Origin of the sequence: Paraburkholderia sp. Ac-20336 (assembly GCF_017105025.1) — a bacterium.
Taxonomy (GTDB): domain Bacteria; phylum Pseudomonadota; class Gammaproteobacteria; order Burkholderiales; family Burkholderiaceae; genus Paraburkholderia.
On the sequence record NZ_JAAGPS010000010.1, the window covers coordinates 37,000 to 50,924 of the forward strand.

13 protein-coding genes are annotated in these 13,925 nt (G+C 56.9%); 7 read left to right on the plus strand and 6 right to left on the minus strand.

Going from position 1 to position 13,925, the window contains the following annotated elements:
* Positions 1-30 precede the first annotated feature (30 nt).
* The 6 genes from GXB81_RS06265 (at position 31) to GXB81_RS06290 (ending at position 6,713) form a co-directional block, all read left to right on the plus strand.
* A complete protein-coding gene (locus GXB81_RS06265) occupies positions 31-1,149 on the plus strand; it encodes a cupin domain-containing protein (protein ID WP_167039256.1) in 1,119 nt (372 codons plus the stop codon).
* Positions 1,150-1,246: 97 nt separating this feature from the next.
* Positions 1,247-2,311, plus strand: coding sequence for an extracellular solute-binding protein (locus GXB81_RS06270; RefSeq protein ID WP_205988653.1), 1,065 nt, complete (start codon positions 1,247-1,249; stop codon positions 2,309-2,311).
* Between the two features lie 308 nt (positions 2,312-2,619).
* Positions 2,620-3,780: a porin gene (locus GXB81_RS06275; RefSeq protein ID WP_167039254.1), complete on the plus strand. Its 1,161-nt coding sequence runs from the start codon at positions 2,620-2,622 to the stop codon at positions 3,778-3,780.
* A 76-nt stretch (positions 3,781-3,856) separates the two neighbouring features.
* Complete coding sequence (locus tag GXB81_RS06280; RefSeq protein WP_167039252.1) at positions 3,857-4,987, plus strand: zinc-binding dehydrogenase; 1,131 nt, start codon at positions 3,857-3,859, stop codon at positions 4,985-4,987.
* A gap of 3 nt (positions 4,988-4,990) precedes the next feature.
* A complete protein-coding gene (locus GXB81_RS06285; RefSeq protein WP_167039250.1) occupies positions 4,991-5,446 on the plus strand; it encodes a hypothetical protein in 456 nt (151 codons plus the stop codon).
* Positions 5,447-5,459: 13 nt separating this feature from the next.
* Positions 5,460-6,713 (plus strand): MFS transporter, encoded by a 1,254-nt coding sequence (locus GXB81_RS06290; protein ID WP_205988654.1) that lies wholly within the window; start codon positions 5,460-5,462, stop codon positions 6,711-6,713.
* A 116-nt stretch (positions 6,714-6,829) separates the two neighbouring features.
* Here the strand turns inward: GXB81_RS06290 and GXB81_RS06295 are convergent, their stop codons facing one another.
* Positions 6,830-7,084, minus strand: coding sequence for a DUF4148 domain-containing protein (locus GXB81_RS06295; RefSeq protein WP_167039246.1), 255 nt, complete (start codon positions 7,082-7,084; stop codon positions 6,830-6,832).
* A 470-nt stretch (positions 7,085-7,554) separates the two neighbouring features.
* Here GXB81_RS06295 and GXB81_RS06300 point away from each other — a divergent pair, with 470 nt between their 5' ends.
* Positions 7,555-8,613 (plus strand): extracellular solute-binding protein, encoded by a 1,059-nt coding sequence (locus GXB81_RS06300; protein WP_167283613.1) that lies wholly within the window; start codon positions 7,555-7,557, stop codon positions 8,611-8,613.
* Between the two features lie 48 nt (positions 8,614-8,661).
* Here GXB81_RS06300 and GXB81_RS06305 read toward each other — a convergent pair whose 3' ends face one another.
* From GXB81_RS06305 to GXB81_RS06320, 5 genes are all read right to left on the minus strand, one after another.
* Positions 8,662-8,934, minus strand: coding sequence for a DUF4148 domain-containing protein (locus GXB81_RS06305; RefSeq protein ID WP_167283614.1), 273 nt, complete (start codon positions 8,932-8,934; stop codon positions 8,662-8,664).
* Positions 8,935-9,503: 569 nt separating this feature from the next.
* Complete coding sequence (locus GXB81_RS06310; protein ID WP_345889882.1) at positions 9,504-10,949, minus strand: UbiD family decarboxylase; 1,446 nt, start codon at positions 10,947-10,949, stop codon at positions 9,504-9,506.
* Between the two features lie 43 nt (positions 10,950-10,992).
* The gene (locus GXB81_RS31355; RefSeq protein ID WP_240158780.1) at positions 10,993-12,315 is read right to left on the minus strand and encodes an MFS transporter; all 1,323 of its coding nucleotides are present in this window, start codon (positions 12,313-12,315) and stop codon (positions 10,993-10,995) included.
* Entirely contained in the window at positions 12,312-12,932 is a 621-nt protein-coding gene (locus GXB81_RS06315; protein WP_205988655.1) for a UbiX family flavin prenyltransferase, read from the minus strand. The genes GXB81_RS31355 and GXB81_RS06315 overlap by 4 nt, the downstream gene beginning before the upstream one ends.
* Positions 12,933-12,998: 66 nt before the next feature.
* Positions 12,999-13,922, minus strand: coding sequence for a transporter (locus GXB81_RS06320; protein ID WP_205988656.1), 924 nt, complete (start codon positions 13,920-13,922; stop codon positions 12,999-13,001).
* Positions 13,923-13,925: the final 3 nt, after the last annotated feature.

Below are 13,925 nucleotides of genomic sequence, written 5' to 3' on the forward strand. Positions count from 1 at the left end.
ATACGCAACCCGCATTGAATGGAGAAGTAAATGAGCAAGAACGCAGTCGTTTCCGAGGACATGGCGAAGAAATTCGCTTCCGAAAAGGAAACCGCGTATACGCGCTGGGTTGCCCAGCAAGGCCTGGACATTATCGACGGTCATTACATCCAGGACCTGCGTACGGTCGATCTGAAGGATTGGGCGCGTCGCGGCGGCAAGGGCGTCTACATCAACCACGAAGCGTCGCGAACGTCGAACGACTGCTACGTCTGCGAAATTCCGCCGGGCAAATCGCTTGCGCCGCAGCGTCAGTTGTTCGAAGAAATGATCTACGTTCTGAGTGGCCGGGGATCGACTACCGTTCGCAACGAAGCCGGCGCGGAAGTCACGTTCGAATGGCAAGCCGGGGCCCTCTTCGCGATCCCGCTGAACTGCTGGCACACGCACTACAATACGTCCGGCAAGGACGCCGCGCGTTTCGTCGCGGTCACGAACGGTCCGCCTACGATCAACGCGCTCGAAGACATCGATTTCATCTTCGGCACGGCGTACGATTTCAAGAACCGTTTCAATGGCGAGCCCGATTACTTCGCCAACGGCGGCGAACAGAAAGGCCTGCTGATGGACACGAATTTCGTCGCCGATGCGGTGAACCTGCCGCTGATCAGCGCCGCCGAACGTGGTGCCGGCGGCGGTCACATCCGCTTCAGCATGGCGCGCGGCTCGCAGAACAGCCACATTTCGCAGTTCCCGACCTCGACGTACAAGAAAGCGCACTCGCATGGTCCCGGCGCGCACGTCATCATCATGAGCGGTTCGGGTTACTCGATGATGTGGCGCGAAGGCGAAGAGCCGAAGCGTTACGACTGGCAAACCGGTTCGCTCATCACTCCGTCCAACGGCGAGTTCCACCAGCACTTCAACACGAACCCGAATCCGTCGCGTTACCTCGCGCTCAAGCACGAAGTCGTATCGCAGCGCAATTCGCAAGGCGTGCCGAAGGCCTGGATTTCGCGTCGCATCGGCGGTTGCCAGATCGACTATGCGGACGAAAACCCGGTCATCCGTTCGACGTTCTCATCGGAACTGGAAAAGATCGGCCTCTCGATGCAGATGGATGGCGCATACACGAAGGAACTGGAAACGCTGCCGCCGCTCGCGGTTTGAATTCCTGCCGCTGAACCGCTAATCCGGTACGGCTAAAGGTGTGGGGTACATCAGGCCGATGTGCCCCTGCCGAAAATAAACACATCGGAGACTCTTGATGAAGAGTAATTTCCGCCTCGCAGCCATTGCTGGGCTTCTGGGTGCCGCGCTGACGTTCATGGATTCCAGTCCCGCTTTCGCAGCCGGTTATGTATCGAGCGAATCCGTCGCGCAATACAACGGCGCGGATCGCATGCAAAAGTTGATCGCCGGGGCGAAGGAAGAAGGCAAACTGACGGTATATGCGTCGCTGCCGCCTGACGATTTCAACCCGGTCGTGCAGGCCTTCGAAAAGAAATACGGCGTACACGTGACTGTCTGGCGTTCAAGCGCTTCGGGCATTCTGCAACGCGCCATTTCGGAAGGCCGTGCCGGCCGCTACGAAGCGGACGTGTTCGAAACCAACGGCCCGCAGCTCGAAGCGATGTACCGCGAAAAACTGTTGCAGCCGATCAACTCGCCGGTTCTGAAATCGCTGATTCCCGAAGCGATTCAGGACAACAACGCCTGGACGGCGACGCGCCTGAACGTGTTCACCGTCGCGTACAACACGAACCTGATCAAGAAGGCAGACCTGCCGAAGACGTACAAGGATCTGCTCGACCCGAAATGGAAAGGCAAGCTCGGCGTGGAAGGCCAGGATTCGATCCCGTGGTTCGCAGGCACGGTGCAGGAACTCGGTGGTCAGCCGGGTATCGACCTGTTCAAGCAGATCGTTGCCAAAAACGGCGTGTCCGTGCGTCGCGGCCATACGCTGCTGGCGAATCTGGTCGCCTCGGGTGACGTGCCGATGGCTTTCGGCATCTACAACTACAAGGTCCAGTCCATGAAGGAGGCCGGCGCTTCCATCGACTGGTTTTCGATTGGATCGGCCATCACCCAGCCGAACGGCGTCGGTGTCGCGCACATGCTGAGGCATCCGAACGCGGCCGTGCTGTTTTATGATTTCCTGCTGACCGAAGGCCAGGCCATGTATGCCGATCACGATATGGCTGTGACGAATACGACGGTCAAGCACAAGCTGCCGAGCGTGGCGATGCAGATCATCTCGAACAAGGACATCATCGACAACCAGGCGAAAAACCAGGCGCTGTTCAATACCGTATTCAACGGCATGAATTAAGTCCCGATCAGAAAGAGGTGCGTCTGGTCCACGCACCTCTTCTTTCAGGCAGACCCAAAGTATCATTATTATTATAAGGACTGCTTTCCACGCGGATAATCTTTATCTGTCATGGAATCTTATGCGTGTGTTTCATTTAACACGGGATAGGCAGTGCATTTAGTGCCGCGTTCCAGCAGGGGTTTGTACCAGATCGCAAAGTATATCCTTTTTCATTAGGTATACTTATTTCTACAAATTGCGGCATTTCTGCATGCAGATATCTGTCGATCCACACTGAATTTTTATTAAATCAAGGTCGGAGACTCATGAATAAAAAAATACTCGCACTGATGTCCTTCCCCGCTCTTGCAAGTATTGCAAGCGTTGCCCACGCACAAAGTTCGGTTACGTTGTACGGCATTGTGAACGAGGGGATCAACTACATCAACAATCAGGGCGGTGGCGCCGTGGTTGGCCTCATCAAAGGTCAGACCAATGGTAGTCGCTGGGGTCTGCGCGGTACGGAAGATCTTGGCGGCGGCCTGAAAGCCGTCTTCGACCTGGAGAACGGTTTCGACGGTTCTGCCGGCACGCTCTCGCAAGGCGGCCGTCTTTTTGGCCGCTCGGCATGGATGGGTCTGCAAACGCCGTACGGCAGGCTCACGTTCGGTCGTCAATACGATGCCATGCACGACGATGTCGGCGAGCGCCTGTCCTCGACCGGAATATGGGCGTGGATCGGCAGTCACGTGGGCGACTTCGACAACCTGAACGCCAATTTCCGGATGGATGGCTCGATCCGCTATATCTCGCCGACGTATGCCGGCGTCAAGCTCGATCTGTTATTCGCACCGGGCGGCGCACCGGGTAGCTTCGCCACCAACCGTCGTTATCAGGCTGCGGCGACATACGATTCCGGCCCGATTATCGGCGCAATCGCGTACGAGAATCTGAACAATCCGGCGGTGTCGGTTTACGACAGTGCTGCTGCACCCGGCACGTCGGCCTTCTCGTCGCCCGGCAAGTCGCCATCGTTCAGCGGCTTCCTGTCCGCAGACACGCAAGCCATCTTCGCAGCAGGTGTCGGCTACAAATTCGGCACCGGCGGCCAGGTCAGCTTCGTGTACACGCGAACCGTCTTCAGCAATATGTTGCCAACGAAAACGACGCCGAATACCGGGTCGGCGACGTTCAACAGCTACGAAGGCAACATTCGCTACCGCGTGATGCCGACACTGCTGCTTGCGGCAGCGTATGACTACACGACCGTGCGCGCGCAGGGCAGGGCGGCGCACTATCACCAGGTCAATGCCGGACCGGATTATTTCCTCTCCAAACGCACCGACATTCAATTGAGCGGCGTATGGCAACTCGCCTCCGGTATCGATTCGACCGGCAAGTCCGCGGTCGCAACGATCGGCTCGCTCGGCAGCTCTTCAACGCCCACGCAGGTTGCAGTCAAGCTCCTTCTTCGGCATCGCTTCTAAAACCGGTTGATGGACGTGCGAGGCTCTGTTGCATGGAGCCTCGCGTTATTTCGGAAATTTCGCACGCGCACTACGTATGAACGACACGATCCAACTCACCCCACGTCACTTCAAGGCGGCTGTTGCTGTCGAACCATCACGCACGGAGATTCAGACATTCGAGCGCCCGGCAATTACGCCGTCTACCGGATTGCTTCGCGTTGCGATTACGGGCGTATGCGGCAGCGATGGCCCTTATTACCAGCAACTTCCTCAAAGCCGCGGGCCGCTGATTCTCGGGCACGAGACAGTCGGCCATATCGAAGAAGCAGGCGAGCTTGCCAGCACACGTTGGGGGCTTAAAGAAGGCGATTACGTCGCGCTCGAAGAATACGTTCCGTGCGGTCATTGCGAATATTGCCTGTCGAACGAATTCCGCCTGTGCAACGCAACAGATTGGCGCCTGAACGGTCTGCGTTATGGCGCAACCGGCCTGAAGACCGCGCCGTCTTTCTGGGGCGGCTTCAGCCAATACCAGTACCTGCAACTGAACACCGTATTTCACCGCGTGCCCTCGAGCGTCGCACCGAAACACGCGGCACTTGCCCTGCCCCTTGGTAACGGTATCGAATGGGCTTACTTGCAGGGCGGCGCAGGTCCAGGCCAGGCAGTCGTCATCCAGGGTCCTGGACAACAAGGCTTGTCGTGCGTCGTTGCAGCGCGCGAAGCGGGTGCCGAAAAAATCATCGTCACGGGACTGTCGACGGACACCGACCGCGAACGTCTTGCACTGGCAAAACGGCTCGGCGCGGATCACACGATCGAGGTCGATCAGGAAGACGTGCTCGAACGCGTAGCCGACCTCACGGGCGGCTCGATGGCCGATCTCGTGATCGATTGCGCATCGGGCGGTCCGGCCACCGTCGTCTCCGCAATCCAGCTTGCGCGAAAGCGCGGAACGGTCGTACTCGGTGGGCAAAAGCGCGTGCCGATTCCCGAATTCAACAGCGACATGATCATCGCGCGCTTTCTCACGGTGAAAGGCATGCGCGGTCACAGTTACCAGTCCGTAGAACTCGCATTGCAATTGATCGCCGCGAACCGCCACGACGTCACGCAGATGAGCACGCACACGTTCGGTCTCGACGACACGGACCTGGCGTTACGCACCTTGCAGGGCGAAGGTGTCAGCGGTGCGATTCACATGACGATCGATCCGTGGAAGTAAGCCATGCCTGATTACCAGACCCCATCCGAAGTGCGTTACAGAATTCAGACGCCGAATTCTTCTCCTCGGCGCATTCGCGTAATCGCGCTGACGGATAACGACCCCGAAGTCGCAAGCTGCCGCACATACGCCGATGTGGAGTTTGCGATGGCGAGCGATCTCGCCGCGCTTTCGCAAAGCTCTGATACAAGTGCTGACCTGGACTCCGAGGTGCTAAGCGAATGGCTCGGCACGCCCGATACGGTCGTCATTTCGGGCCGCGACGGTGACGATGCCCGAGCGATGGCAATCGCGGCAAGGACGTATCGCATGCATGGCGTCACCGTATCCGTCGTAATCAGTCCTTCCGACAGGAAATCGAACAGCACGGCCGATATGTTGCGTCCTTACAGCACGATGATGGTTCTTCCGACGAAGGCCGGTTATCTGGACGACCTGCTTTCCGCACTCGGCGCGTAACAAGGAGAATATTTTGCAGCGCGACATCAATCGATGGTGGACAGTACTCGGCGGCGCAGTCTGTGTTTCCGTCGGCGCGGGGGTATTGTCGGCATTCATGTTCGGCATGTTCATCAAGGCGATCGCCGCGGAGAATCACTGGAGCCGTGCACAGGTTTCGCTCGGCTTGACCGTCTTCGAATTTTCGATGGGACCCGGCACCATCCTCCTCGGCTCGCTCATCGACAAAATGGGTGTGCGCCGCCCCACCCTGTTATTTCTGATCCTGTTTGCGGCATCGACGGCTCTCGTGGGCGTGTTGCCGGCGTCTCCATGGATATTCGCACTGGCATTCGTTGCGGTCGGCCTGTTCGCACCCAGTACGAATGCACTGCCTTATGCGAAAGTAATCTGCGCTCGCTTCGACCGCCAGCGTGGCCTGGCACTGGGCTTGATGGTTGGCGGCACGGCAGTGGGCGCGATGTTCATGCCGCACTATGCGGGTTACCTGCTGAAACACTTTGGCTGGCGTGCAGGCTATTTCGGCGTCGCTGCGTTGATGGCCATGTTCTCCGTTCCCGCGCTTTACTTCCTCGTCAAAATGCCGCCGGGCGTCGACGAAGAACTCGTGCGTAAAGCGCATGAAGCTAGACGCGAACTACCATCGCTCTGGTCGCTATTCCTCGAGGATCGGACTTTCCGCCTGCTGGGCCTTTCGATCTTCTGTGTGTCCGGCGTGCTGCTCGCGTTGCTTTCGCAACTCGTACCCATGATGAGCGATCGCGGCGAAACAGTGTCGGCTGCCGCAACGATGCTGTCGATCGCCGGTTTGACATCAGCGCTCGGCCGTCTGCTCGCTGGCTGGTTGATGGACCGGATTCATGCGCCCTATTGTGCTGCGATGTCGTTCTCGCTGACGCTCATTGGCGTGCTCATTCTCGCAACGGGCGCGACCGGTTACACCGCAATGATTGCCGCCGGACTGATTGGCGTTTCAATTGGCGCGGAAGCGGACATCATTACGTTCATCGTAAGCCGCTACTTCGATCTGCGCCTGTTTGGCCGGGTATGTGGTGCGATGTGGATGGCGTGGGGATGGGGTGCGGGCATCATGATCTTTGCATCCGGACTCTCGTTCGACCTCACGCACTCCTACACGATTGCCCTCTGGACGTTCTCGGGATTTATTTCGATCGCCGTCGTCTCGATCATGTGTCTCGGGCCATACGTGTATCCGGAACAGCGTGATCCGAAGCGTGCCGCAGTCAAGGCAGGCGCCTCAGCCTGATCCCAATGGTACTGGCGATCCTGACACGGCACAGGACAGGTAGTCGCGATGCCTGGCGTGTGGCGCCGACTCTGAACGCCAGCAGGTCTGAAACGGCTTTGTTCGCGCGAGGCCGTTTAATGACCCGATTGCGTTGTGCCGTGCATGTCCGGCCCCCAGGAAGTCGCTGCGTTCTGTTGCTGCTCGAGGACGGCCTTCGCCTGCTCCAGATTCTCCGGATAGCTGTCGTCGGCGACACCGGGGTTGTAGCCCGCCGCTTCCAGTTGCTCAAGTTCCTTGACCACCTGGGCGTGCGTGATGGGCTCAGCAGCATGCGACAACATTGGAACAAGGATGGCAGCAGCGCAAACAGCATTGATCAGGAGTTTCATGGCCTTACCTCTGGGGTGTGGACGTCTGATTTGTCAGATCACTATCTCATTATTATAGGACCGCCATGGGGAAATTACTAATTTACACATGACGGGATTGATTACCAATTAATTCAACGCAGATCGTTCCCGAATGCGGGCAGCGAGCAAAATTGCCGGTCGTACCAACGATGTCGAACCATGCCGTGCGCGCATTGTTGTAACGAATCGGACCCGATGGATTCAAGAAACCTAACCACGTCAGTTATTCCGTGGCATGCGCGAACACCCGAGCCTCGCAGGCGCACTAGCAGTAGAGCCCGAAGTACTGTTGATGGACGAGCCGTTTTCTGCGCTCGATGCGCAGATGCATGAAACTATGCAGACCGAATTGATGCAGGTGCGCGAATCGCGCGATACACGGGCACGCGCCAACTACAGCCCTGAATGCTGCCACATTCGGGGCGTTTTATTTCAAACATGGAGACAGGATGACTACTCGACGTACCATTTTGAAAGCCAGTTTGGGCCTCGCATCGAGCGCGGCATTCGTGCCGTTCCATGCCAGATCGGCCGAGGAAAATTCGTCGAATCTTGCGCTGGCAAACTATGCCGGATCGGATCGCGCAGCCCGGATTCTCGCAGCGGCAAAGAAAGAAGGGCAAGTGAACTTCTACACCACGATCGCAAAATCGGACCTCGAACCATTGTTCAATCCGTTTGAGAAAAAATACGGCGTCAAGGTCAATACCTGGCGTGCAGGAGATGAGCAAGTCGTGCAACGCGCCGTTTCAGAAGCGCGAGCCGGCCGTTTCATGCCCGACAATGTGCATGTCGGCTCTTCATTCCTGAATAATCTGCGACAGGAGAACCTGTTGCAGCCTGTCGCCTCGCCCATGTTCGCAGACCTGATTCCAGGATCGGTGCCGGAACATCGCATGTGGGCTTCGACACTGCTCTCTGTCTGGGTTCAGTCCTACAACACGAACACCATCAGGAAAGAAGACCTGCCCTCTTCCTTTGACGATCTGCTGTTGCGGAAATGGAAAGGCAAACTCGGCATCGAGTCGAAGAGCTCCGACTGGTTTGCAACCATTTGTCAGCAGATGGGCACCGAAAAAGGCATTGCCTTCTTCAAGGAATTGATCGCCACTAATGGTGTGTCTGTCCGCAACGGCAACTCATTGCTGAACAATATGGTTGCCTCAGGCGAAGTGCCACTCGCGCTCGAGACGTACAATTACATGCCCATGCAGGCGAAGCGCAAAAATGCGGCTATCGACTGGTTCCTGTTGCAGCCAGCGGTGGCGCGAGCGAATGGCATTGCCCTGTTCAAACATGCACCGCATCCGGCTGCGGGCATATTGCTCTACGATTACATGCTCTCGCTGGAGGCGCAAAAAATTCTGGCGAACATGGACTATGTTCCGACGCATCGGAATATCGCGTCACCTTTCCAGAATAGCCAGATAACGCCTGTCGATCCTGCAATGTCAGCAGCCGAGCGCACCAAATGGAACAACCTCTTTAACCACCTGTTTCTGAGCTAGGCTCCGCATTCCTTCGATAAAAAGCTGCCTCGGTTCAAGGCAGCTTTTTTACTTTGCGATGGATTGCTTCATGCCACTGGATTGCGACGCACCAGCAATATCCGAACCGTACGCGGTATTGGCTTCGTTCTGTTGCGCCAGGATGGTCTGCGCGTGCTTCAGGTTCTTCGGGTAGCCGTTGACGTCGGCAGGGTCGTAGCCCGCGTCTTCCAGTTGAATCAGTTCCGCGCGTACCTGCGCGTGCGTAAGCGGCTCAGCGGCATGCGACAGCACCGGAGCGATAAGGGCAACTGCGAAGGCAATATTGATGAGCGATTTCATGTGAGAGTCCCGTAGCGATTCGTGGGTGGCGCACCAAGGCAACCCGTGGAAACCATTATACGGGTTTTTACTTACTGTGTGTTAACTATAAAGGAAATGCGTTCTTATATACGGAACAAATGTGAAAACCTGTCGGTGCGCGACGGCGGGCCAGATACCGGACGTTTCGCAAGCAACTTGTCAGGTCGCTGCACGAGACGGCCCTGGAACCCGTCAAACTTCCGTTACCCCGGCTGGCTGAGCATTGTTGCAGCAGCCTCGACGTCCTCCGGCCATATCGGTTCACCACGAATGCAGGGAACCCGATCAGGAAGGCAAGCAGGCACCACTCGACCTGAGAATATGATGCGTCGCAAACCTCCAGGTAGACATCGCTCATCCCGAACACGGTACAGGCACCAGCAGCCTCCTCCGCGACCGGTTTGTGGACGTCGATGCGCCGCGCCGCTTCGTCCTCGTCGACCAGACTGTTCAAGGCCCCCTGGTCACCCCAAAAGGTTAGGTTAGTGTCCAACCTTTGGGGCGCATTTCAAATTCAACAGACGTGTTGTTCTAATGCACAGGAAAGCTTAGATTTTCTTCAGCACATCTGCGAATTTCGCCTCCACCTGCGCGATCAGCTCCTTCGACCCCCGCGCAACAGGCGGGAAGCTACCGTTCTTGATGCGTTCGAACGGACGGCACGCGTCGATGATCGCACGCGAGTTCGTGGACGAAGCCGAATCGTAAATCGGATCGAGCGGGCCGCTCCACGCACGGCGAATGATGTCGATGTCCTGCGCCGGATCAGCGCGCGTGCAGATCGCCCACATCACGTCAAACATGTCGCTCGGATCTACATCATCATCCACGACCACAACGTAGCGGCCCATATACGAACCCGATTGACAACCCGCGGCCAGCAGCCCCGCCTGCTTGGCGTGACCGGCAAACGCCTGCTTGATGGAAATCACATTGAACATGCGCGCGGCTCCGGCCTCGTGAACCCACACGCCCTTCACACCAGCCAGGCCGGCACTTTCGATTTCATCCCAGATCATGCCGGACTTCATGACGCACTTCGAGAAGTTGAAATCCGAAGGCGGGCGCATCGGAGATGCCATCGTCAAGATCGGATTCTTGCGATGATAGACACGACGCACACGCACCACCGGCTGTTCGCTCGGATGGTTCGCATAGTAGCCGGTGAACTCACCGAACGGGCCTTCGATCTTGTCGTCGCCCGGCATGATTTCGCCTTCGAGCACGATTTCCGCATGCGCCGGCATCGGCAGGCCATACAGTTCGCTCCTGACCGTTTCGAACGGCGCGCCACGGTGACCGCCAGCGTAATCGTATTCGGACAACCCCCATTTCAGTTCGTTGCCCGACGCGAGGAACATCAGCGGGTCCATGCCAACGCAAATCAGGACCGGCGTAGGCTGGCCTCGATCCGTGTATTTCTGGCGAATCTGACGACCCTGTTTGCCTGGCGACATCCATAGACCGACGCTCTTTTCATCGTGCACCATCACGCGGTAGGTGCCGAGGTTGATCCAGCCTTCATCCGGATCGCGCATGATGACCTGGTCATGCGTGCCGATGTAGCGCCCGCCGTCCAGTTCATGCAACTTCGGCACCGGGAATTTGAGTACGTTTACATCGTCATCGCGGTCGACAACGTCAAAGATCGAGCCGGTTTCGACTTCTCGCGGCGGAATCGGCTGGAATGTCTTCATGCGATTGCGGTACGCCTGCACCACATCCATCGGGTGTGCCGGTTCCGGAAAACCCAGTGTGATTGCCAGTCGCTTCGATGAATTCGTTGCGCCCGACAGCACGCGCATACCGGGATAATCCGGGATGTCTTCGAACAGGATCGCGGGTGCTTCGGCGCGCTTGTGATTGACGATTTCCGCAATCGCCCCCATTTCCAGATCCCAATGTACGCCCTTCATGTGCACGAGTTCGCCCGCGGCGTCGCAACGTTCGAGAAATTCACGCAGATCGGCGTGCGGAGTGTGGTTTGTCATCATGTATTCCTTGTGTTGTCCATACGAAAGCACGGACAGATTCCGTTCAGGAGTTTTTGGGGCGAACGTATTGCAGAACCATCGAGAAGATAGCAGCGATAAACATCGGCACCGCAATCCAGATGAACATCGACTGCACGCTGAAATTCTTGCTGAGCAGTAACGCGCCAACCATAGGGCCGCAGATCGAGCCGATACGACCCACGCCCAGATTCCAGCCTACCCCGGTGGCACGAGCACTCGTCGGATAAAACACTGAAGATACAGCGCTCAGGCCAGATTGAGCGCCGATCAGAAACATGCCTCCGAGAAACAGCGTCGGCAGGATGATGCTGCTCTTGTACAGGAAGCCGATAGAGCCGATGAAGAAACAACCCAGGAGATAGCAAGCCATCAGCACGCGGTGCGGATTCAGGCGATCCATGAAGCGGCCAAAGACAAACGTACCGGCAACGCCACCAAACTGCATCAGCGACGTACCCAATGCAGCATTCGCAAGCGAACGGCCATCACTGTTGAGCACGGTCGGGAGCCACGAGGCCAGGAAATAAATTTCCAGGAGGCTAATGAAATAAATCACCCACAGGATAAGTGTGCCGGGTGCTCGCCCCTCCTGGAACAGTCCAGCGACCGGCGTGCTGCTTCTCTTCTCATCGCGCGTAAATTCGACAATATCGCTCAGCGGCGAAATGCGCTGCTTCGCCTGCTCGATACGTGCTGCATCCGCATTGCGATTCACGAGAAACACCAGCGACTCGGGCAACCACATGATGAGTGCGAGCGCGACGATCAGCGAAACGGCGCCGGCGGTGTAGAACACCGCTTCCCAGCCGTAACGCGGCAAAATGGACGAAACCAGTACTCCAGCAATTGCGCCTCCAGCGGGAAAACCGCAGAACATGGACATCACCATAACGCTGCGTGCGCGGGCCGGGGCGATTTCTGCCGTCAGCGTGATTGCAGTGGGCATCGCGCCACCGAGGCCCAGACCGGCGATGAAACGCCACGCGAGCATTTCAGATGGCGATGTAGCCATACCGGTTGCTACCGTGAAAATACCGAAAATTATCGTGCAGGCAATCAGCATACGGCGGCGACCGTATAGGTCCGCCAGCACACTGCAACTGAAGCCTCCGATAAGCAAGCCCAAAAGGCCCGTGGAGAAAATTGTGCCCATCTGCTGATGATCCAGATGCAGCGCGTTATGAATGGCAGGTGCGGTATATCCGATAATCTGCGTACTGATGCCGTCGAGAAACACCGCGAGGCCGCACAACACCGTCGTAAAAATCTGGAACACGTTGACGCGCCGCGTTGCTAGCCAGTCTTCCACCGTGATCGGTGCTGCATTCATACTCGTTGTGCTCATGTTCTGTCTCCGACGTTCTGTACTTTTGCGACTTCCTGTTGCGCCTTGAATTTTTGTCCGCCGTTCCAGCGCTTCGCGATACCGACATCGATATCGAACAGATCCAGTGCACGCGAGACAGTCTGATTGACCATATCGTCAAGTGTCTTCGGTTGTGCGTAAAACGCAGGAACCGGTGGCATGATGATTGCCCCGTTGCGCGTCGCCTGTGCCATCAGTTCGATATGCCCGGCGTGAAAAGGCGTCTCGCGAAGCATCAGCACGACGCGACGACGTTCTTTCAGGCAAACATCAGCCGCGCGTGTGATGAGGTCCGCGTCATAGCAATTGGCGATGCCGCTCAATGCACGAATCGAGCACGGCGCAACCAGCATGCCGCAAGTGCGAAATGAACCACTGGAAAGTGAAGCGCCAATGTCCTTGTAGCTGTGCGTTGCGTCCGCAAGCTCACGCAAACGTGCCAGTCCAAGACCGGTTTCCTCTTCAAGCGTCCGCAAGCCTGACGGCGAAACGACCAGATGCGTTTCGACATCCGCTTGCCCACGCAGGATTTCGAGGGTCCTGACGCCGTAAATCGCACCGGAAGCCCCAGTGATACCTACTATCAAACGTTTCATTTACACCTGCTTGTTTTTACCATGCTCGAATGACATACCGCTCCACAAGAGAGGCGGCGCGCTACATCAGAGCTTAAAGGACCACTGCATCCAGATGCGCTCGCCTTGCGGACGGTTCTGCACCAGCATTTCGTGCTGCCACTTCACCGTCACAGCCGTTTTCTTGGTGAACTGATACTGGATCTGAGGCCCAATGGCGACAGCGCGGCCGTAAAAGCCATCACCGTTAAATGGAGTTCCGTTTTTCTGTACGTCACCGGAAATCTGCTTGTAGTAATACCCGTTCAAGCCCAACGACAGTTTCGGCGTCACCTTGCGCATGGCAACGAATTCCGTCACGGTTTCCTGACCGCTGCGGTACCCATCGTTGAGATTGCGACCATTCCAGATGTACGTGAAGTTCATCCCGATTGTCGTTTTGTCGTCGGGATGTACATCGATGCCGTAGCTGGGCAAAAACGCCCAGTAATGGTGACCGACGTTGAACGGCTGGCTCGACGCGTAATTGCCAATCGGCACGTTCACCGTCAATCGCACTGCCTGATTCACATGTCCGAGAAACGGCGCATTGAAGCTATTGCCGATCATGACGGGAGTAATCAGCGGATCTGACAGGCCCGTGTCGTTGCCGTGAATCATCGCACCGCCTGGCGGCTGACGATAAGTGTTGATGTGAAAGAACGGCAACAGCGCGGCCATGCCGAAGCGGAAGCCGTGAAATTCTTCCGGCAGCACATACTGGAAGCGGAACGCCTGCACCTGAACGTTGGACGAGAACTGCTTGAACTTGTTATTGCCGTTCGAATCCTTGAAATTCCCGGAGTTATAGATCACCGTGAACGATTGGAATTGCATACCGGGATCAAGAGTACCGGGAAAGATCGTCTGCGCTCCAATCACGTAGGCGGAATTGCCGCCTTCCGTGGCCCCTGCGGAGGCGGCGCACAATGCTACCGCGCACGCAAGCACTGCTTTTTTAGAGTTTTTCATTGT